This is a genomic window from Actinomycetospora rhizophila, assembly GCF_042657905.1.
Lineage (GTDB): Bacteria > Actinomycetota > Actinomycetes > Mycobacteriales > Pseudonocardiaceae > Actinomycetospora > Actinomycetospora rhizophila.
Map to the genome: position 1 here is coordinate 61,812 of NZ_JBHSKG010000010.1, position 18,268 is coordinate 80,079.

Annotated in this window: 25 protein-coding genes and 1 pseudogene; all 26 read right to left on the bottom strand. The window is 73.3% G+C overall.

Annotation, left to right across the window (positions count from 1 at the left end; all coding sequences use genetic code 11):
* Nucleotides 1-4: 4 nt before the first annotated feature.
* The 26 genes and pseudogenes from ACFPK1_RS18850 to rplS all read right to left on the bottom strand — a co-directional run bounded on the left by ACFPK1_RS18850 (nucleotide 5) and on the right by rplS (nucleotide 18,239).
* Nucleotides 5-313: a hypothetical protein gene (locus ACFPK1_RS18850; protein ID WP_378022477.1), complete on the bottom strand. Its 309-nt coding sequence runs from the start codon at nucleotides 311-313 to the stop codon at nucleotides 5-7.
* The gene (locus ACFPK1_RS18855) at nucleotides 310-780 is read right to left on the bottom strand and encodes a thermonuclease family protein (RefSeq protein ID WP_378022478.1); all 471 of its coding nucleotides are present in this window, start codon (nucleotides 778-780) and stop codon (nucleotides 310-312) included. The genes ACFPK1_RS18850 and ACFPK1_RS18855 overlap by 4 nt, the downstream gene beginning before the upstream one ends.
* A complete protein-coding gene (locus ACFPK1_RS18860) occupies nucleotides 777-968 on the bottom strand; it encodes a hypothetical protein (RefSeq protein ID WP_378022479.1) in 192 nt (63 codons plus the stop codon). The genes ACFPK1_RS18855 and ACFPK1_RS18860 overlap by 4 nt, the downstream gene beginning before the upstream one ends.
* Nucleotides 965-2,143, bottom strand: coding sequence for a hypothetical protein (locus tag ACFPK1_RS18865; RefSeq protein ID WP_378022480.1), 1,179 nt, complete (start codon nucleotides 2,141-2,143; stop codon nucleotides 965-967). The genes ACFPK1_RS18860 and ACFPK1_RS18865 overlap by 4 nt, the downstream gene beginning before the upstream one ends.
* 79 nt (nucleotides 2,144-2,222) lie before the next feature.
* On the bottom strand, nucleotides 2,223-2,498 hold the full coding sequence (locus ACFPK1_RS18870) for a hypothetical protein (protein WP_378022481.1): 276 nt from the start codon (nucleotides 2,496-2,498) through the stop codon (nucleotides 2,223-2,225).
* Nucleotides 2,495-2,899, bottom strand: a complete 405-nt coding sequence (locus ACFPK1_RS18875; RefSeq protein ID WP_378022482.1) for a hypothetical protein — start codon at nucleotides 2,897-2,899, stop codon at nucleotides 2,495-2,497. The genes ACFPK1_RS18870 and ACFPK1_RS18875 overlap by 4 nt, the downstream gene beginning before the upstream one ends.
* A gap of 119 nt (nucleotides 2,900-3,018) precedes the next feature.
* Entirely contained in the window at nucleotides 3,019-3,801 is a 783-nt protein-coding gene (locus ACFPK1_RS18880; RefSeq protein WP_378022483.1) for a GntR family transcriptional regulator, read from the bottom strand.
* 426 nt (nucleotides 3,802-4,227) lie between these two features.
* Nucleotides 4,228-4,389, bottom strand: coding sequence for a hypothetical protein (locus tag ACFPK1_RS18885; RefSeq protein ID WP_378022484.1), 162 nt, complete (start codon nucleotides 4,387-4,389; stop codon nucleotides 4,228-4,230).
* Nucleotides 4,390-4,452: 63 nt separating this feature from the next.
* Complete coding sequence (locus ACFPK1_RS18890) at nucleotides 4,453-4,656, bottom strand: hypothetical protein (RefSeq protein ID WP_378022485.1); 204 nt, start codon at nucleotides 4,654-4,656, stop codon at nucleotides 4,453-4,455.
* A gap of 89 nt (nucleotides 4,657-4,745) precedes the next feature.
* Nucleotides 4,746-5,117 (bottom strand): hypothetical protein, encoded by a 372-nt coding sequence (locus ACFPK1_RS18895; RefSeq protein ID WP_378022486.1) that lies wholly within the window; start codon nucleotides 5,115-5,117, stop codon nucleotides 4,746-4,748.
* A 351-nt stretch (nucleotides 5,118-5,468) separates the two neighbouring features.
* Entirely contained in the window at nucleotides 5,469-6,104 is a 636-nt protein-coding gene (locus ACFPK1_RS18900) for a DUF7340 domain-containing protein (RefSeq protein ID WP_378022487.1), read from the bottom strand.
* Between the two features lie 132 nt (nucleotides 6,105-6,236).
* Nucleotides 6,237-6,527, bottom strand: coding sequence for a hypothetical protein (locus ACFPK1_RS18905; RefSeq protein WP_378022488.1), 291 nt, complete (start codon nucleotides 6,525-6,527; stop codon nucleotides 6,237-6,239).
* Complete coding sequence (locus tag ACFPK1_RS18910) at nucleotides 6,527-6,913, bottom strand: hypothetical protein (RefSeq protein ID WP_378022489.1); 387 nt, start codon at nucleotides 6,911-6,913, stop codon at nucleotides 6,527-6,529. Before ACFPK1_RS18910 ends, ACFPK1_RS18905 begins: the two co-directional genes overlap by 1 nt.
* Before the next feature lie 122 nt (nucleotides 6,914-7,035).
* Nucleotides 7,036-7,350: an HNH endonuclease gene (locus tag ACFPK1_RS18915; protein WP_378022490.1), complete on the bottom strand. Its 315-nt coding sequence runs from the start codon at nucleotides 7,348-7,350 to the stop codon at nucleotides 7,036-7,038.
* 182 nt (nucleotides 7,351-7,532) lie between these two features.
* A complete protein-coding gene (locus tag ACFPK1_RS18920; RefSeq protein ID WP_378022491.1) occupies nucleotides 7,533-7,943 on the bottom strand; it encodes a hypothetical protein in 411 nt (136 codons plus the stop codon).
* A 22-nt stretch (nucleotides 7,944-7,965) separates the two neighbouring features.
* Nucleotides 7,966-8,223: a hypothetical protein gene (locus ACFPK1_RS18925; protein ID WP_378022492.1), complete on the bottom strand. Its 258-nt coding sequence runs from the start codon at nucleotides 8,221-8,223 to the stop codon at nucleotides 7,966-7,968.
* Nucleotides 8,224-8,946: 723 nt separating this feature from the next.
* Nucleotides 8,947-11,496 carry a hypothetical protein gene (locus ACFPK1_RS18930; RefSeq protein ID WP_378022493.1) on the bottom strand — a complete coding sequence of 850 codons (2,550 nt, stop codon included), beginning with the start codon at nucleotides 11,494-11,496 and terminating at the stop codon, nucleotides 8,947-8,949.
* Between the two features lie 322 nt (nucleotides 11,497-11,818).
* Nucleotides 11,819-12,043, bottom strand: a complete 225-nt coding sequence (locus tag ACFPK1_RS18935; protein ID WP_378022494.1) for a hypothetical protein — start codon at nucleotides 12,041-12,043, stop codon at nucleotides 11,819-11,821.
* A gap of 170 nt (nucleotides 12,044-12,213) precedes the next feature.
* Nucleotides 12,214-12,594 (bottom strand): hypothetical protein, encoded by a 381-nt coding sequence (locus ACFPK1_RS18940; protein WP_378022495.1) that lies wholly within the window; start codon nucleotides 12,592-12,594, stop codon nucleotides 12,214-12,216.
* Entirely contained in the window at nucleotides 12,591-13,994 is a 1,404-nt protein-coding gene (locus ACFPK1_RS18945) for a recombinase family protein (protein ID WP_378022496.1), read from the bottom strand. Before ACFPK1_RS18945 ends, ACFPK1_RS18940 begins: the two co-directional genes overlap by 4 nt.
* 23 nt (nucleotides 13,995-14,017) lie before the next feature.
* Nucleotides 14,018-14,272 (bottom strand): annotated as a pseudogene (locus ACFPK1_RS18950) (magnesium chelatase domain-containing protein); the annotation flags it as partial.
* Between the two features lies 1 nt (nucleotide 14,273).
* Nucleotides 14,274-14,702 (bottom strand): YraN family protein, encoded by a 429-nt coding sequence (locus ACFPK1_RS18955; RefSeq protein ID WP_378022497.1) that lies wholly within the window; start codon nucleotides 14,700-14,702, stop codon nucleotides 14,274-14,276.
* A 161-nt stretch (nucleotides 14,703-14,863) separates the two neighbouring features.
* Entirely contained in the window at nucleotides 14,864-15,184 is a 321-nt protein-coding gene (locus tag ACFPK1_RS18960; protein WP_274283199.1) for a DUF2469 domain-containing protein, read from the bottom strand.
* Nucleotides 15,181-15,981 carry a ribonuclease HII gene (locus tag ACFPK1_RS18965; RefSeq protein WP_378022642.1) on the bottom strand — a complete coding sequence of 267 codons (801 nt, stop codon included), beginning with the start codon at nucleotides 15,979-15,981 and terminating at the stop codon, nucleotides 15,181-15,183. Before ACFPK1_RS18965 ends, ACFPK1_RS18960 begins: the two co-directional genes overlap by 4 nt.
* Nucleotides 15,982-16,073: 92 nt before the next feature.
* Nucleotides 16,074-17,024 carry a signal peptidase I gene (gene lepB, locus ACFPK1_RS18970; RefSeq protein WP_378022643.1) on the bottom strand — a complete coding sequence of 317 codons (951 nt, stop codon included), beginning with the start codon at nucleotides 17,022-17,024 and terminating at the stop codon, nucleotides 16,074-16,076.
* An 855-nt stretch (nucleotides 17,025-17,879) separates the two neighbouring features.
* Nucleotides 17,880-18,239 (bottom strand): 50S ribosomal protein L19, encoded by a 360-nt coding sequence (rplS, locus tag ACFPK1_RS18975; RefSeq protein WP_116706340.1) that lies wholly within the window; start codon nucleotides 18,237-18,239, stop codon nucleotides 17,880-17,882.
* Nucleotides 18,240-18,268: the final 29 nt, after the last annotated feature.

Genomic DNA, 18,268 nt, shown 5'->3' on the forward strand with positions numbered 1-18,268 from the left:
CCGCTCACGACGACGCCTCAGGGGTCGCACCGAACGCCCGCCGCCGCAAGGGCTCGTCGTGACGCTGGGCAGGCACGTGCGGCGAGGTAGCGGGTCGGGTGGCCCTTGCCCCGGCGGACAACCGGCGCGAGGCGGTGCCCGCCGACGTGACCGGGATGGGGGACCTTGAGGCGGTGGGGGTGTGCGGATCGCGCCGCAGGAGCACGGCCAGCCGGTCACGCTGCTCGGCGGTCAGCGGGGGCGCCGCGGCGACGAGCTCGGCGATCAGCTCGGCGTACGTCTCGCCGATCGGGCGCGGGTCGCGGGCGTTCACGACTTACTCCGGTCGAGCACCTGCAGGCGGGCGACGTAGGCCGGCGCGGCGTCATGACGGCCGGCGTACACGCGAGTGTGTCGTTCGCCGACCATCACCTCGCCGAGGTCGCGCCCGTCGGGCAACGTGACGTAGCGCAGCAAGCGGCCGTAGGCGTCGCGGTCGACACCCGGCTCGGCGGTCAGGACGACCCGTCGGCCCTCGAGCAGCCGGCGTGCGTCGCGGGTGGCGGCCCGGCCGGGGACGGTGTCGCGCTCGGCGGAGTCGATGCCCAGGACCCGGACGCGGTCCCCGCCGGCCACGGCGAAGGTGTCGCCGTCGATCACGTAGGCGACGGGCACGGCGGGGTGCGCGGATGGGTGCGCCCTCGTCGAGGGGCCGGTGTCGCCGAGCAGGGCGGCCAGCACGACACCGAGCGCCAGCACCGCGACGGCCAGGACAACGCCCACCACCACGACGGCGTTCACGACCGGCTCCGGGGCCGCGGCGCGACGAACAGCACGACCAGGGCGAGCGGCCACACGACCGCGCACACCGCGGCCAGGACGGCCACAGAGCCGAACGAGGGCCCGCGGCGCAGGTGGTTGAGCCGGCCCGCGAAGGCGAACGTCAGGACGGGCCAGGCGACCAGGTACGTCACGAGGTAGGTGCTCACCAGTCGTCACCACCGACCGCGGCGCAGTAGTCCCGGTACTCGCCGAACCAGGGGGCGCGCATCCGGGCGAGCGGGCGGCCGGGGGCGGACACGACCGCGATGCCGGGTTCGGCGGTGCGGTGCGCGGCGCCGAGCTCGCGGGCGTCGTCGCCGTGCAGCATGACGAGGCTCTCGGTCGGCACCCGGAAGCTGATCGTGAGACCGAGCTGCTCGCGCAGGTACCCACCACCGACCGCGGCGGCCTCGAACCGCTGGGCGAGGACGAGGACCCTGAACGCGGCCTTCCTACCTTCGCTGGCGAGCCGCAGCATGGCCGAGGTGATCCGGTCGGCGAGCTTGCGGTCACGGGCCTGGGCGGCGCGCAGCAGTCCCGGCCACTCCTCGGCAACGACCAGGACGAGCGGCACGTCCGAGCTCGGCGCGATCTTGTCGACGCCGCGGGGCATGTCGGCGAGGCGCTGGTCCATCAGCTCGACGAGGCGCTCGAGGCTCGCCGCGTGCTGCTCGAGGTCGCCCGTGCCCGCGGCCTGGTGCTCGCGATGGCGGGTGCCGGCCCACGGGCCGCCGAGCAGTAGCCCGGTGATGTCGGAGCCGGCGACGAGGACGTCGGGGGCGTGGGCGCACTGCGACAGCAGCCCGTAGCAGAACCGGGACTTCCCCGAGCCGTTCATGCCCTGCACCGCGAGGTGTGTGGCGTCGGCGAGGGCGTGCGACACCACGACCCCGTCGTCGGCGAGACCGAGGATCAAGGGGTCGGTGATGGTCGCGACCGCGGGCAGCATCGGGCGGAAGGCCTCGGCGAGCGGGTCGCGGTCGAGCAGCTCGATCCGGACGTGGACCCCGTCGGAGAGGCCGGTGACCCGGAGCTGCACCGCGCCGAGGGCGGGGGCGAGCCGGTCGGCGACGGCGCGGACGTCAGCGGCGAGCTGTCCGGGGAGCAGTCGCACCACCAGCGCGGTGGGGCCGACGGTCGGGCGCCCCACGGAGACGAGCTCGGGCACGATCGTGGTGATCCCAGCGGCCACGGCGACGTCACGGCTCAGGCCGGAACCCTCGGCGGCGGCGTGCCAAACGGGGCGCCAGCGCTGCCGGTCGGCCTGGGCGTGCACCTCGCGCCGATACGCGCCGCGCTGGGGGCCGGACAGCCACCGGCGGCGGGCGGGGAACAGCGACACGACGGGCGTCCTCTCTCGTGGAACGAGGACGGCCCCTGCTCGAGGGGGTGAGCAGGGGCCGTCGAGGGGGGGGTGTCGTTCAGGAAGCGACAGCGGTGAGCGCCTCGACCGCGGCCTGTCGGGTGCGGTAGCCGCTGCTCGACCACCGAGCGGCGAGGTCGCCGTCCTGGCGGTGGCAGGCCCACCAGCGGCGGGCGCCGAACCGGGAACCGGAGAACCCGCGCTCGTCGCCGACCCACCCGACCCATCGGCCGTCGAGGTGGACCTCGTAGGTCCCCGTGCCGCCGGACGCCATCGGCCCGCGGTCGGACTTACGGACGAGGATCACGGGCGTGGTCGCGGTCGCCGCGCTCACTGGCCTTCCGGCTTCTGCTCGCCGTTCTTGTGCTGCTCGTGGGGCTTGCGGTGGCCGTTGCCGGCGTCGCGGATGTTGCTCGCCGACCAGTACTGCGCGAGCTTGCCGGCCTTGTCGACCCGGACCGAGGCCTCGAGGTTGTCCAGGGCGACCGCGCCGAACTGCGTGACCACGGGCTGCTGGCGGGCGCGGACCCGGACCTGGATCACCTCGGGCCGCTCGGCGGTCGTCGGCATCACGAACGCGGTCCAGAGCGGCTCGCCGGTCTCGGGGTCGGTCTCCTGCTTGTCGGTCAGCGTGCGCCGGCCGTCGCGCTCTTCCCATACGGCGACGGGCTCGCAGGGGCCGGCGGCGACGAAGTTCAGGAGCTCGGCGGCGATCGGGAGTGTGCGCAGTGCCATGGCGGTTCGGTCTCCTCGGTTCAGGGCGACCTCCCTAATTGATAGGGAGATGAGGAGACCCTAGCACGGCTCCCTACGTGATAGGGAGCAACTTGGTAGGGAGGTAGGGAACTACCCGATCAGCCGAACACCGCGTCGTCGAAGCGGAACCACTCGTCGACCTCGAGCACGTACTCGCCCCCGAACCGGGTCGCAAGAATCCACAGCAGCGGGGACCCAGGCTCGACGCCGAGCTCGCGGGCCAGCGCAGTCGGCACCTGCCGCAGACCCACCCGGTACGCGTCGTGCGTGTGCTCGACGCCGTAGAGGTCGGCGAGCAGCCGGCCGGTCCCACCGGGGATGCGCTCGGGCGTGGTGAGCTGCTCGATGACCTCAGCGCCGCCGGGCTGCTGAGCGACGAGGAACTGCGGAATCCAGGTCGTGCACGAGCCGGTGAGTCGGCCCTCGCGGTACATCAGCCGCGAACGCTTGATGATCTGCGTCGTCTCGGTCGGAATCTCTGGGTCGGGCGTCGGGAGGCCGGCGGCCTGCAGCACGGCGGTCCCGACGTTGGCGGTGCTGATCGACGCGGCCTCGAGGATCCGGGACGTCTCCCCCTCGGTGTAGAGCGGCGCACCAGCCAGCATCCGAGCCGTGTGGTCCCGCGGACCGTTGGCCGGAACCCCGGTGGGGTGCTCGGCGACCCGGGTGTACGAGCCGACACGGGTCTCGACGACGCCCCAGGACTTGAGCAGCGCCACCGCCTGGTTGGCCGTGGCGGTCTGGATGCCGAACTCCTCCTTGAGCTCGCGCTGCGAAGGCACCTTGTCGCCGGGCCGGAGCTCGCCGGACGCGACCCGGGCACGGATGTGCTCGGCGACCTGCTCGTAGAGCGGCCGGCTCTGCTCGACCACGCGTGCCATCGTCCACCTCGGCTGCACTCAGGGGAGGGACGGTCACCTCCCTATGACCTCCCTACGGTACTGCTGTCGTCCAGAGGCGTGCAGCACCGTCCCGTGCCGTCCGGTGATGTCCGCTGGTTGGGTGGTCGACGTGTCCGCGCACCCGTCGCACTGCCCTCGGTGCGGGCAGGACTGGCACGTCCCGGGACCGGCCGGCCGGCTGCTCATCTCGTCCCGGACCTGCATGTGCCTCGGCCTCGGCGAGCGGCACTCCACGGTCCGCTGCATGCGGTGCGACTTCGAGTGGGCAACGCCGCCGTGCAGGGACCCGGACCGGGCTCGGGATCGTGACCTCGGCCGGGCTACGTAGCCGCGCCAGAACGACGAACGGCCCGGCCTCGGGGGGACGAGGCCGGACCGTTCACGCGTCACGCTACGCGTCGGTCACTACTCCACGACAGCGTTCTCCCACTCCTCGGAGTTGTAGACCGCGACGATGTTGTTGGTGTTGTTGATCAACACGTAGAGGATGCCGTTGATCACCTGGACGTTGTTCGCGCTCCCGTGCTCGATCGGCTGGCTCGCGTTGCGCTTCTCGACCTTCACCATCCACCAGACGCTACGGGAAGGGGCCCGACAGTTCAGGCCCGCGGCGACCCGCCGCGAGGCAGGTCAGCCCTCCGGGTCCTCGAGCCCGTTCTGTCGCATCTTCTCGATGATGGTCTCCGGCGACGGCGCCTCGGCCTGCCGGAACGCGTCCTCGACCGCGAGCTCGGCGAGGGCGGTCGGCCACACATCGCGCAGGAGCTCGGGCGTCGCCGGCTCGAGGGCCTCGTCGACCGCGTCGGCCAGGTCGCCGAGCTCGTCGTCGGTCACGACCAGCCCCGGGCGACCGCGAGCAGGGACAGCCCGCGACCGTCGCGACGCAGGGCCCGCCAGGTCCGCCACAGACGCATAGGAACGCGTCAGACGAACTCGACGGTGCCGTCTTCGGTCACGTGACCTCCGAAGGTGGGCACCTGCTCGATCCACTCGTTCACGGCCCGCTCCGCGCTGGTCTGCGGATCGTCACCGTCGTCCTCGTCGGTCTCGACGTCGACCGCGGGCGTAGGCGTGATGTTGCCGGAGACCGGCTCGAGGTCGACGAGCTTCAGGATGCCGTCCACGAAGAGGAACGCCTTGCCCGGGCTGTCGGCCTGCACGGGGAACACGAGCACCGGCTCGTCCGGGTCCTCGATCAGGAAAGTTCCGGGAACGAGGTCGGTGACGCTGCGAAGACGCGACCAATCCCCGTCGGAGACGGCCGTCATGGTCGCTTCCACGGTGAAGTCAGTCATCGCTCGCCCTTCTTCTTCGTATGGCCCTTGTGCGGGATCGGCACGCCCAGCCCGCGAAGGCGGGTGATCGTGTTCATGTCGCCGCGGTTGTCGGACGGAGTCTTGCCGAACGTCATCGGTGCTGCAGGTCGGCCGGTCCGTGGATCAAGGACATCGCGGGGTGGCGTGAGCCGAGGGTGCCCGTCGGTCGTCTCGTCGTACGTCCAACCGACTCCCTCCGCTGCCTCGACGATCTTGCGCAACCGCTTCGGTGGCCGGTCCGCCACACATTCCCCCTGCTGCGCGCTCTGTCGTAATGGTAGGCGCGGAACCTACTAGACGTCACCCGTTAGTCGACGGACGACTGACGGATCACTCGACCGCGAGGACCTCGGTTGCGGTCTGCCGGTCGAGCTGCGCGGCCAGGTGCTCGAGCTGGTCCCACGCCCAGGACGCGCCGCAGCCGTCGACTGCGCACGACACCACGCCCGAGCGGAGATCGGCGGCGAGAGCCGGCTCACGGGCCTCGTCGCCCGCGTCGTCCGAGCCGAGGACGTCGCGGAACCCGCAGGCCGGGCAGGTAGCGCCGCGGATCGGGAGGACCCGGGACGGGGCGAGCATGTTGTCCGCCGCCACAGCCCAGTAGTTCGCGGCCTCGCACGCGTCCTCGACAGCCTCGAGGCTGCCCATGGCGATGACACGCTCCGACCACGCGCGCACCCGCTCGAGCCGGGACGTCGTCCGCGGCCCGCCCACAGTCCGGTCGACGTGCTGTAGGACCTCGACGGCCGTGAGCCGGACGACGACGCGCAGGTGCTTGGGCGCCGCGGCCTTCACCCTCGGCTCCGTCCTGGCCGTGCGAGCGTCGACCACGGCCGACAGCACCGGCATCACCTCGGCGGGCGGGCCGTCGTCGAGCGCGCGCTTCGTGGGGCGCGTCAGCGCGTCGACGAGGGCGCGGAGCTCCTCGGACCGGGCGGCGAGCTCGACGGCGATCGTGACGGACACGTGGGCCTCCGTGGGGCGCTGGTCGCGGTAAGATCTTCGGTGTCTTCCCTGCTGGGGGGAGTCTTCTCGGGTCGAGCGGCCGGAGACCGGATCAAGGCGTTGGAGGTGCCCCGGCTCCGGCCGTTCGCACGTTCAGACGTGCACCCCGTCGTGGTGCAGGCGCTCGCACAGCGCCTCGTCGAGCGGCCAGTCACCCTGCACCCTGGCCGCGGCGACACACCGCGAGCACCAGCAGCACGACGGGTGCGTGATCGCGGGCGACTCGGAACGGGCCCGCTCGAGGCTGGCCTGGAAGACCTCGGCGGGCACGTCGTCGACCTTCATGCCCGGGCGCCGAGCCGTCGACCAGGCCGTGAGGAACCGGGCCCGGGCGTCGTCCTCGCCCTCGACCCGGCCGCCGTCACCATGTCGTCGCTGGGGCATCAGCCGGTCCGCCACCGGGTGTTGGCCGCCGAGCGAGCGGCGACCGACCGGGCCTGGCTCGACGTCCGGGTCGAGGTGCTCGTCGAGCCCGCGATGCCGAGCGACGCCATGACCAGTCGCAGCGCGTTGAGGTCGCGTGCGAGGCCGGCGGCCACCGGGTGATCGACCGGGGCGCCGCGGTGGTCGGTCGCCTCGAGGGTGCCGAGCTCGGCGACCTCGCGCTCGCGACGGTTTATGACGTCGACCAGCCGGCAGGCGCGCTCGACCATGACCAGCTCGTCGTAGCGCCACGAGTAGGCCTCCGTCAGGTGCGCCCACAGCCCGCGGCCGGAGTCGCCGAGGTCCCGCGGCGGCGGGTACGCGTCGAGCGCGTCGTCCGGGTTCATGATCTTGTCCTTCGCGTCGGGGGGCCCGGGGACATCTGGGCAAGCAAGCGTGTGGTGCGCCGGTAAGACCGCCGGTCGAAGTAATGTTGATCATGGGGCCACCCCCCTGGGGCACCCCTCGATCAGCACCGACGGCCGGGATGCGGTTCCTCGGCACGGCGACGAGGTGCCGGTCTGTGACGTTCGCGCCCGCGGTGTGCTTCCTCGCCAGACTTTCGACGATGATGCGCGTCGCAGATCGCGCGGAGGTTGCCCTCCTCGTCGTCACCGCCCTCGGCGAAGGCAGTCACGTGGTCGACGGCGGTGGCCTCCTGGCCGCACACACCGCCGTCGGTGCGGGGGAACTGGCACTGGCGCTGATCACGACGCATGACGCGCGCTCGGCGCTTGTGCCAGTCGCGGGGCAGCCGGGCCGCGCCAGCGGTCTCCCAGGCCATCGGTACTCCTCTCGTGCCGCGTACGAGGGGGACGAGGGACGGCCGGCGCAGCGGGGCCGCTCAGGATCGCGTGGGATCGGGGTCTCCGATCCCCGCCCGGCGCTTCGATCCCACCATCGGACCCAGGCCTGAAGGTCCTCCGCGGGTGACGTTGACGCCGGCCGTCCCTCGTGATCAGGGGGTCACGACCAGCGGGCGTCGATCCGCTCGGGGCGCTTGATCTTGCCCGCGAGAGCGGTCGGGTCGTTGTCCGCGGCGCGCTGCGCCTCACGGTCGACTCGGGCCCGCTCGTGCTGGTCGCGCAGTGCGTCCTCGGTCTCGAACCTCGCGTCGATCTCGGCGGCACGCTCACGGATGAGCTCGCGCGCCTGGCCCTTGTTACCGACTTCCTCGAGCTCGAGCGCCTCGGCCGCAGCCTCGCGCATGGCCGCGGAGTAGCCGTCCGGGTCGATGGGACGGACGCTCGCGACCAGGCCCGTGAGGTCCAGCTCGTTCGGCACGAACTTCAGCTGTCGCGCGTTCATCAGCGCCGTGTAGGTCGCGCGCTCGCGCCAGGGTCGCGGGGTGACATCAGGGGCGGGGACGTTGCTCATGGGCTTCTGCCTCTCTCTCGTCTCAGAACGACCGGCGGGGGACGGCGCGAGCGAGGACCTCGGGGTCCAGCTCGCCGTCGAGCGCTGCCTTCCACTGCGGCGGCTCACCGGTCCGGTGCAGCCGCGGCGGGTTGTTGTAGGTGAGATCTACTTCGGCCGGATCGGCCGGCGCGCCGCGATGGACGGCGTCGGCCAACCTCGCCGGGTCCATTTCGCCGGCGTACGGGTCGTCGTCGTTGCCCGAGTGGACGAAGCCCGGAACTCGCAGTTCGTCGCTCATGTCGTGTCGCCTCCGGTCATCGGTGCGCCGGTCGTCGGGCTCAGGCCACGACGGATGAGCTCGGCGCGAGCGGCGGGGTCGCCCCGGCGGGAGCGGACGGTGAGGCGGCCGACGGGCTCGCGGGTGTCGTCCGGTGGGGCCTTCGGAGTGATCGGGGTTGTGGTGGTCATTGGTCCTTCCGGTCGGGGAAGCAGTCATGCGGCGGGGGCGACCGGCTGGCCGCCACGGGGTCGGTGGGACGGCCTCGGCGGTACCGAGGCCATGCGCCGGGACCTGACATCCGTCGAGCAGAGATCAGGTCGGCCGGGACGGCGGCCCAGGACGTAGAACGCGGCCAGGCCGTGGCCGAGCTCGACGACGTCGTGCCGGCGCGGGGCGGTCGAGGTGGCCCCGGCGAGGAGACGGCGGGTGATCGCGGCAGACCGGATCGGGGTCCGGATGTCCCAGCGCGAGTGCGTGCCCCAGGCGGTCATGCGATCCCCTCAACGTGGACATCGCCGAGGGGGGTGGACACGGTGGACACGGTGGACACCGATCGGCGGTCTCGATCGCGATCCGCCCGATCCGCTCCCCACAGCCGCGCTAACCTGCGGAAACGTACGAACAGAACAGAACACTTCTGACTCCGCACGTACGCGCGAGAGCGAGGGGGTGGACAAATGTCCACCTGTCCACCGTGTCCACCGCTCGTGTCCACCTCGACGAGGTTGTGGCGAGTCGTCGTCATGCCGCCCTCTCCTCCGTGACCTCGAGGCCGGCCGACGTCGTCGTGAGCCACCCGCGCTCGATGGCGTGTTCGACGGCCTGCTCGTGCCAGCCGCGGTCGCGGGACGGGAGCCGCTTGCGCAGCCGGCGCGGGTCGTGCTCACCGTCCTGGACGTAGGCGACGAGCCGGGCCGCGATGCGGGCGACCTTGGCGCCGACCTGGTCGCGGGCGAACGCTGCTCGTTCCTCGCGCTCGACGAACGCCGCAGTGCGCTTCTCCCCCTGCTCGCGCTCGAGGTCGTGGCCGCGCTCGATCAGCGCCGTGCGGACGGCGACCGAGGTCTGCCACACCTGCTCGGCGAGGGTCCAGTCGTCGTCCCTGACCTCGCGCCGGCCGTGCAGGATGGCGAGCAGGGCTGCGACCTTCGCGATGTGCAGCGGCCGGTGGGCGTCGAGCGGGTCGCCGTGCTGAGCCTGGCCGCGGTGGCGGGCGAGGTGCTCGGCGCGCAGCCGGCGCCGAATCTCGGGGTCGACGAGCGGGATGGTGCGGTCCTGGCCGGGACGCATCGGGGCGAGCTCGAGCGGGCCAGGTTCTTCGGGGCCGTCATCCGGGATGGCGGGGTCGGTCGCCGAGGCGAACAGGAACCGTTGCGGGGTGCCGCCGGCCCCGTCGTCGAACAGCGGGCGGACGGTGTCGACCTGGACACCGAGGACGAGCCCGAGCGAGTAGGACCCGGCCGGGATGACACGGGTCGTCTCGGCGCTGGCGTTGCTCTGCCCGAGGACGGCGCCGGTCCAGGCCGACCGCAGGATCGCCGAGATCGTCGCGCCCTTGCGCTCGGTCATCCGGAACAGGGCCTCGCCCTCGTCCACGAACACAAGCGCGTTGTGCCGGACCTGGCGGCGAACGGTGCGCTTCCTGGGCTCACCCTTGTGTGGGCCGCCCTTGTAGACCTCGCCGGTGTCCTCCTCGGCGGTGCCCATATAGAGCTCGGCGAGCCCTTCACCGGAGCCGATGGGGGCGCCGTCGCGGTAGCCGTCGGCCATGGTCACCGACTCGGGCGCGGGCAGGAGCTCGGCCGCCACCGCGACGCCCGTGGTCTTCCCTGCACCGGAGGGGCCGGCGCCGATGGCAAAGGTGTTCAGGGACGCGCGACCGAGGCCGGTGTCGACCCGGGTGTCGTGGTGCTGCTGGGAGGCCAGGCGACACAGCACGGCGTGCAGGACGAGGTCGGCAGACACGCACCGGCTGTGCGCGGCCTGCCGGATGTGCTCGAGCGACGGCCTGCTGCGCCAGAACTCCTCGGGCAGGTTCGGGAGCGGGCCGGTCGACACTCCCGCGCGCACCGGGCGCTCATCGACAGCCGCGACCGGATCGGCGAGCTGGTCGAGGAACGTGCGCGGGAGCCCCGCCGCGGCCGGTGACGACAGGCGCCCGTTCGCGGCGCGCAGGATGTCGCGGGCCGCTGTCGACTCGTCGCCTCCGTAGTGCAGGTGCGCGAACAAACGTCCGGCACTCAACTGCTGCCCCTTGCCGACAGGCAGCCCAGTGGCGTCGGACCAGACAACCGCCACCGCGCCTCCGCCGTGGCCGACCTTCAGGGAGTACTCCGAAGTCGCCCCGCCCGGACGAAGCCAGCACTCGACCTCGCCCTCGTGCCGAACGAAGGTATAGCCAGCAGGCTCGAGCAAGTCGCGCCAGGCCAGCGAGCCCTCCCGCATGGCGGCGCTCATCGCTGCGAAGGGCGACCGGTCACCGGCCGCGGTCAGCGTGCTCGACCTCGGCGGGTCGGGCTGTCTGACCTGATCGGTGTCTGACACCGCCGGGGCCGCCGCCGTGATCGCCGCCGGAGTCCGACGACGATCCGCTTCTCGCGAGTCCTCCGCGGCCTTCTCGGGGAACGGCGCCTCGATCGCCTCCCGGAGGCCCTGCGCGGTCCAGTCCTTCCCGGAACCGTGGTCGTCGAGGAACCGGCAGGGCAACGGCTCCTCAGGCACCTTGCGGTTCAGCGATCCGGCCAGGCGGAACACGCGAGCGGCGTCGGAGGTCGTGTCGACCTTCCACGGCCAGAGAGCCGACACCGCGATGTGAAGCCCCTCGAGAAGCTGCTCGGCCTGGCGGCGCTTCGTGATCGGCTCGACCAACTGCCACTCCGGGTAGAGCCCACCGCCGCTGTGGAACCACCGGGTCGGCTCCGGCAGACCGAGCTCGGCGAAGCGAGAGAGAGCGGTCTGCGCGTCGGGCGGAAGGTCCTCGGTCGTCTTGTGACGTGCCGGATCGTGCAGGTCGAGGTCGAGCCGGAACGACCGCCAGGCGACCGAGTCCTCGCTCAGGCCGCGTCCGCGCTTGAGGTCGTCCCGGACGGTGGCGAGCCGGGCGAAGATGCCCATCGGCGTGTCAAGGTCAAGCTCGACGGCGTAGTCGACCGCTGCGTCAAGCCCGGCGGCGTCGGTGGGGAACGTCCTCCACCGCGCCGGATCGAACTTCCCGACGCTGACCCGGCCGGGCAGACCGGCGAACCGCTCGAGGTCCCGGCGCGCAGCGTCTCGATCGAAGGTGACGTTCATCCGGCCACCCACCAACGGCCGGTGACGCGCACGACGTACTCGCCGCCGCCGCAGGGCGCCCGCCGGACACCGCCGCCGGGGCCGACTCGGTGGACGTGCTCGGACGAGCAGCCGGCGTGCGGGCACTCGTGGACGAGGGCCCACCAGTACGGGCCGGTCCGGCCGAGGACGAGCACGCCGAGCGCGAGCGCCCACGGAAGGTCGGTCCGTCGGCTACCATCGGCAACGGAGCGGGAAGCGTCAGTCTGTCGAGGGCTGGTCGAGCTCACAGGGTCGGCGGGAGCGGCAACTCCCCCGGCCCTTCCGCTTGTCAGGGGTGGGCTCACGCGGCGACCTCGCTCGTGGGCTCACGCCGGAGCAGGACGGCGAGCCGATCACGCTGGTCGTTCGTGAGCGGCGGCGCCGACGCGAGGACCTTCTCGACGTAGGCCGCGATCCGCTCGGCGGCGAGTTCACTCCGGAGCTCGTCGGCGTCCGGGTGCTTGTGCTTGGCCGCGGCTCCTGCTCGTGCAGCGAGCTTGCGCGGCCCTGGGGCGGCGAAGGCCACAGGTGTCCCCTCGTAGTCGAGGGGCCGCTCTGCGCCACCGGTTGCCGACCGCGCGCCGGCTCGTTCCGCTCGCCCTGCGTGGAGGGGTCACCGCGTCCGTGTGAGCTTGATCTTCACGTGTGCCACCGAGAGTAGCTACTCGCGACGATCACTGGCCGTCAGACCGCCTACTAGCGAGGGTGGCAAGCCGAACGGGCGCGGAGCCGCGCCGAACGGCCATCGAACTTCGCCGACCCGTCCCGCCGCCGAGCCGCAGCCTTCGCGACCGCGCGCTCGATCTCCTCTGACGTGGGCGGCTCGAGGTCGTGCTCGCACCGCCGCAGCGCCAGCACGCGCCCCTCCTCCTCACCGTCGCGACGAGTGACCTCGGCCACCGGGCGACCGCACCGTCCACACTCGATCTTCACGGCGTACACGAACGCGGGCGCCTCGACCTGGACCCCCGACGGAAGCCTGCGGCCCATGTCGGTGACGCGCCGGTCGCCGATCTCGCGGTCCCTCGTCGTCCTCGGCTCGCGAAAGCCGAGCTCGTCCCAGGTCGCCACGTTCACGCCTTCCACTCGATCTTGACGGTCTCGGGGTCGAAGTAATGCCCGCCGGACTTCCGCCCGGCCTGGCCCGGCAGGATCGTGACGACCATCAGCGCGTCGACCACCGCGCGCCGACGCTCGAGCGGGAGCTCCTGCCACCGCTGCGCGGCGTCCTGTGCGCCGGCCAGGCCGTCGAGCGCCGAGCCGGACCACGCCAGGCCGATGCGCCGGTCGAGGTCCTCGAGGCGCGACCGCATCGACTCCGTTCCTGTGGTGAGCTGCCGCGCCGTGATCGCGCCCTCGGCGAACTTCTCGGCGAGCTCATCCATGCGGGCGCGGACCGCGTTCGCGTCGGTGTAGAGCGCGGCCGGGTCGTCACCGGCCGCCGCGCCCTCGGCGAGCAGCTCGACTGCGTCGTCCCGGGACAGCCGGCCGACGACCAGAGCGCCGACGAGCTCGTCGACATGCTCGGCAACCCGCGAGACGTGCATCCTCGGGCCCGAGCAGCGATAGTAGGGCTTGGCGTGCGCCTTGTTGGTCCCCGCCGACCCGATCCGGACCGGGGCACCACACCGGCCACACAGGGCCAGTCCGGAGAGCAACCAGCGCCGGGCGTGGTCGCGGACCTGCGTCCGTCCTGGGTCCTCGAGCACGACCCGCACGGCGCGCCACGTCTCCTCCGGCACGATCGCCGGCCACTGCGCCGAGGCGACGATCTCGCCCTGATGCTCGACGAGGGCGGCGTTGCGCGGCTTGAGCACGACGTCGCGCACCGCGGCGCCGGTCCATGCGCCGCCCCGGGTGCCGGTGATGCCGCGGTCGTTCAGCGAGCGGGCGATCGAGCGCACCGACTCCCCGGCGAGGACACGGTCGGCGACCTCGCGCACCACCACCGCCTCGGACTCGCGGACGGTCATCCCGTCGGCCTCGAAGCCGAACGCGCGCCGGCCACCGCGGAAGCGCCCGGCGCGGGCGGCCTGCATCTTCGCCGACTTCGCCCGCTCGATCGCGTGCTCGACCTCGTACCGGGCCACCGCGCCGAGCTGGCGGGCGACGAGCCGGCCGGACGGCGAGGTGAGGTCGAGCGGGCCGGCCTTCACCGTGTGGGTCGGGACGGCGCCGGCCTCGCAGACCGAGACGTACTCCTCGAGCTCCGCGGGCGAGCGGTGCAGCCGGTCGGTGTGCCAGGCGACGACCGCGTTCGCGCGTCCCCCGCGAAGGTCGTCGAGCAGTGCTCGGTATCCGGGCCGTGGCTTGCCGGAGTACGCGGACAGGTCGTTGTCCGTGTGCTCGGCGACGACCGTCCAGCCGAGCTGCTCGGCGAGCGCCCTACAGTCGTCCCGTTGTCGGTCGACGCCGAGGCCGGCCCCGACTCGGTCGCGGCTGATCCGCGCGTAGATCGCAGCTCGACGCTCACTCACAGCGAATACGGTAACGGCCTCAGGATTGACAGGTCGTAGCCGCTGCCCTGCTTGGGCAGCGTGGCCGGGGAGAGCGCCAGCGTGATGCGCCGCGCCGGCCACGTCTCCCCGCAGTTGACCACCGCGGCGCGCACCCGGTCGCGCGACTCCGCGAGCGCCGCGTCCGGCAGCCCCACCAGCGACACCGCCGGCAGCCCCTGGCCGATGTCGGCCTCGATCTCGACGACCTCGCCGTCGACCCCGCGCAGGCCGATCGCCCACGCGCACGCGAGCGCCACGTCAGAACGCCCCCTCGTAGTGCTCGACCCGCGGCGCCGCCCCGCGGGCCACGAGGACCGCCAGCACGTCGAAGCGCACCTCCTCGAAGCCCGAGCCGCCGGCGGCGTGGTGCTCGGCGAGCCAGCGCTGGGCCAGCCGCCGGATGCGGGCCGCCTTGGACCGCGTCACCGCCTCGGCGGGCAGGCCGAAGCCGACGCCCGACCGCGTCTTGACCTCGGCGACGACGAGGCGGTCGCCGTCGGCGGCCACGAGGTCGAGCTCGCCGTCGCGACAGCGCCAGTTGCGGTCGAGCACGGTCAGGCCGCGGGCGGCGAGATGGGCCGCGGCCACGTCCTCGCCGCGCCGGCCGAGCTCCTGGCGGCCGGGCTCCCGACGGCCGGGCTCCTGGCCGTCGGGTGGCTCGTCGGTGACGTCGCGCGTGGTGGTCATGGCCCGGCCCTCTCGTCCTCGCCGGGCGGTCCGGCGGCGGGATCGAGCGTGGCGGGAGCCGCCGGCCGGGCGGGAGCGCCGGCGCGGCGCCTGGGGACAACCGCGCGGGGTGGGGACGGAACGACGCCGTGGTGGCGGCGATCGGGCCGTGCGGCGCAGCGTCAGCCGCTGAACGGCCCCTCGTCGAGGCGGAGGTCGGGCTTCTCCAGCTCCTCGACGTTGACGTCCTTGAACGTCACGACGCGCACGTTCTTGACGAAGCGGGCCGGGCGGTACATGTCCCAGACCCAGGCGTCGGACATCGTGACCTCGAAGTAGACCTCGCCGTCGGCGTTGCGCACGGCGACGTCGACCGAGTTGGCCAGGTAGAACCGGCGCTCGGTCTCCACCACGTAGGAGAACTGCGAGACGATGTCGCGGTACTCGCGGTAGAGCGAGAGCTCCATGTCGGTCTCGTACTTCTCGAGATCCTCCGCGCTCATCGCGCCTCTCCCCCCTCCGCCGGGGCGTCCTCGACGTCTCCCAGGTCCTCCGGCACCACGAGCTCGTCGGCCTCCCCGCTCTCGGCGGACGCGTCGTCGACGGTCACGGCTCCATTGTGGCGTACGCCCGCCGCGACGCCGTCCGGGCTCCGGCCCCGCGCCGCCGCGGCGACGTTGACGAAGCTGAAGCGGTGGTCCGGGCACGGCCCGTGCTCGGCCAGCGCTGCGCCGTGCGTCGGCGTGCAGTAGCCCTTGTGGAGGTCGAAGCGATACTCCGGATACTTCTCGTGCAGCTCGGTCATCAGCCGGTCCCGGGTCACCTTGGCCAGCACCGACGCGGCCGCCACGCACGCCGCGGCCAGGTCGCCCTTGGGCACGGCGAGCGAGGGCACGCCGAAGCCGGTGACCGGGAAGCCGTCGGTGAGCACGTAGCCGGGACGCACCTCGAGGCGGGCCACGGCCCGGCGCATGCCGTCGATGTTGGCGACGTGCACGCCGCGGCGGTCGACGTCGGGCGGGTCGACGAGCACGACGCGGTGGTCGAGCGCGCGGCGCTGGATCAGTCGGAAGAAGTCCTCGCGCTCGTCGCGGGTGAGCAGCTTGGAGTCGGTCAGCCCCTCGAACCGGCGCGCGTCACCGGGGCGCAGGATGCACGCCGCGACCGCCAGGGGGCCCGCGCAGGCCCCGCGCCCGGCCTCGTCCACGCCGACCACCGGCCCGAGGCCGTGACGCTCGAGGGCCGACTGCAGCGCCCAGCTCTCGGTGCTGCGCCGCACGATCGCGCGCGGCGGCTGCACGCCCGTGCGCGGCGGCAGCGGGCGTCGCCGGGCGACCGGCCGCCCTCCCGTGCGGCCGGCGGCGCGCCGCCGGCCCGCGTCGTACCCCGCCGTCACCGGCCGGTGCGGGGAGGGTCGTCGGGCCGGGAGGTCCCCCCGTTCTCGGAGGTCCACCCGTGCTGGGAGGTCCACCGCTGCCGCAGCCGGCGGGTCACCACGACCAGCGGGACCGCCCCCAGGACGCCGGCCGCGAGCGGCGCCCCCGAGGTCCAGACCGGCGCGCCGAGTGCCGACGGGCGGGCCTGCGGGTCGGTGTCGGGCACGCCGCCCCAGCGGCCGACGGGCAGCACGATGACCCGTGCCTTGCCGATGACGTCGGTGACCCCGATGGGGCCGTGCACGCGGGCGTCCGCGGAGTTGTTGCGGTTGTCGCCCATCACCCACAGCTGGCCCTCGGGCACGCGCACCGGCGCGAAGTCCGCCTGGGTGCGGCCCAGGTTGGGCTGGTAGTAGAGGTAGGGCTCGGTGAGCGCCCGGCCGTCGACCGTGACGCGGTTCTCCGCGTCGCAGCACGCGACGGTCTGCCCGCCGACGGCGATGACGCGCTTGACGAAGTCCTTCTCGTCGGGCGGCGCCAGGCCGACCAGCGACAGCCCGCCCTGCAGACCGCGGACCAGCACGTTCCCCGACGGCTGCTCGCCCGCGACCTCGCCGTTGTCGCCCCAGGTCGGCGGGCCGCGGAACACCACGACGTCGCCGGGCGCCGGGTCGGAGAAGCGGTAGGTGAGCTTGTCGACGGCGACGCGGTCGTTGGCGCAGCCGTTGCAGCCGTGCAGCGTGCGCTCCATCGACGCCGAGGGGATCACGTAGATCCGCGCCAGGAACGTCTGGATGACGAAGGTCAGGACCACGGCGACGACGATGAGCAGCGGGAGCTCGCGCCAGAACGAGCCCTTCTTCTTGGTCTTCTTGCCGCGACCGCCCTTGTCGCCGCCGTGACGTCCGGCGCCGGCCGGGACGGCGTCCTCGGCCTCGTCGGGGACCTCGTCGCCGGGTCCGGGCACGCCGCCGCCGCGGCGGTGGCGGCCCGGGGCGACGCCGGCGCCGCCGGTGATCGCCGTGGTGGTGGTCGACGAGGAGGTCGAGCTCTCCTCGCGGGGACGCGGGGCGCGCGAGGCGAAGCCGTCGGAGCCCGCGAGGCCGGTGTCGGCCGGTGCCGCGGCCTCCTCGGCCGCGGTGGGTGACGACGCGCCGGACGGGGACGTGCCCGCCCCGTTCGCCTCGGGAGCCGGGCCGGAGGGGCGCGCGGGCGCCTGTGCCGACGGTGCGGGCGGCCCGGGCGGAGGTCCGGCGGGCCCGGGGCCCTGCGGCGGCACCGGCGGCGACACGGGCCGACCCGGGTGGCCGTTCACGTGCGGCGGGGGCGGGCCGACCGGGCGCCCGTCGGGCCGCGGGGCGCCGTGGGGAGACGGCGGCGGCGCGGACCCCCACGACGAGCCCCAGGGGCCCGGCGGCGGCGCGGCGTGCCCGTTCCCGCCCGGTGCGGCGGGCCCGGGGCGGCCGTTCAGGCCCCCGCCGAGGTCGCCGTAGCCGTTCGCGGGAGCGGGCGACGATCCGTACCCGTTGCCGTACCCGCCGACGTCGCCGTACGCGGCGTCACCGCCGCCGGGGCGGTCGGAACCGCTCCACCCCGACGAGCCGTACGGCGCCTGGCCTCCCGGGCCGGGGGGCGGCACGTCGCCGTAGGGATCGACGACGTGGTCGTCGTCGTCCGGGCGGGCGTGGGCCCCTCGCCCGCCGGAGGCGTCGGACGCGTCCGTACGGGTCGTCTCGCCGCCCGTTCCGTAGCTCCGGAACGGGGGGCCGCCTGGCTCCTGGGGACGCACGCGCTACAGGTTAGGAGACCGGGTCGCGTCGGCTCAGGACGCCGGCGTGGTCTCGCGCTTCTCGCGGATCTTCGCGGCCTTGCCGCGACGCTCACGGAGGTAGTACAGCTTGGCGCGGCGGACGTCACCGCGGGTGACGACCTCGATGTGGTCGATGTTGGGCGAGTGCACCGGGAAGGTGCGCTCCACCCCGACGCCGAAGGAGACCTTGCGGACGGTGAACGTCTCGCGCAGGCCGCCACCGTGGCGGCGGATGACGACACCCTGGAAGACCTGTACACGAGAGCGTGAACCCTCGATGACCCGGACGTGCACCTTCACGGTGTCCCCGGCACGGAAGTCGGGGATGTCGGAGCGCAGCGACTTGGCGTCGAGCTCGTCCAGGGCGTTCATCGTCAGCGTCCTCGCGGTCTCACGGCCTC

Coding starts and splice junctions, on each gene's coding strand:
- ACFPK1_RS18880 (WP_378022483.1), bottom strand. CDS start 3,801: ATGGCACGCGTGGTCGAGCAGAGCCGGCCGCTCTACGAGCAGGTCGCC.
- ACFPK1_RS18960 (WP_274283199.1), bottom strand. CDS start 15,184: ATGAGCGCGGAGGATCTCGAGAAGTACGAGACCGACATGGAGCTCTCG.
- ACFPK1_RS18925 (WP_378022492.1), bottom strand. CDS start 8,223: ATGAGCGACGAACTGCGAGTTCCGGGCTTCGTCCACTCGGGCAACGAC.
- ACFPK1_RS18920 (WP_378022491.1), bottom strand. CDS start 7,943: ATGAGCAACGTCCCCGCCCCTGATGTCACCCCGCGACCCTGGCGCGAG.
- ACFPK1_RS18930 (WP_378022493.1), bottom strand. CDS start 11,496: ATGAACGTCACCTTCGATCGAGACGCTGCGCGCCGGGACCTCGAGCGG.
- ACFPK1_RS18895 (WP_378022486.1), bottom strand. CDS start 5,117: ATGACTGACTTCACCGTGGAAGCGACCATGACGGCCGTCTCCGACGGG.
- ACFPK1_RS18885 (WP_378022484.1), bottom strand. CDS start 4,389: ATGGTGAAGGTCGAGAAGCGCAACGCGAGCCAGCCGATCGAGCACGGG.
- ACFPK1_RS18955 (WP_378022497.1), bottom strand. CDS start 14,702: ATGACCACCACGCGCGACGTCACCGACGAGCCACCCGACGGCCAGGAG.
- ACFPK1_RS18915 (WP_378022490.1), bottom strand. CDS start 7,350: ATGGCCTGGGAGACCGCTGGCGCGGCCCGGCTGCCCCGCGACTGGCAC.
- rplS (WP_116706340.1), bottom strand. CDS start 18,239: ATGAACGCCCTGGACGAGCTCGACGCCAAGTCGCTGCGCTCCGACATC.
- ACFPK1_RS18875 (WP_378022482.1), bottom strand. CDS start 2,899: ATGGCACTGCGCACACTCCCGATCGCCGCCGAGCTCCTGAACTTCGTC.
- ACFPK1_RS18910 (WP_378022489.1), bottom strand. CDS start 6,913: ATGAACCCGGACGACGCGCTCGACGCGTACCCGCCGCCGCGGGACCTC.
- ACFPK1_RS18905 (WP_378022488.1), bottom strand. CDS start 6,527: ATGCCCCAGCGACGACATGGTGACGGCGGCCGGGTCGAGGGCGAGGAC.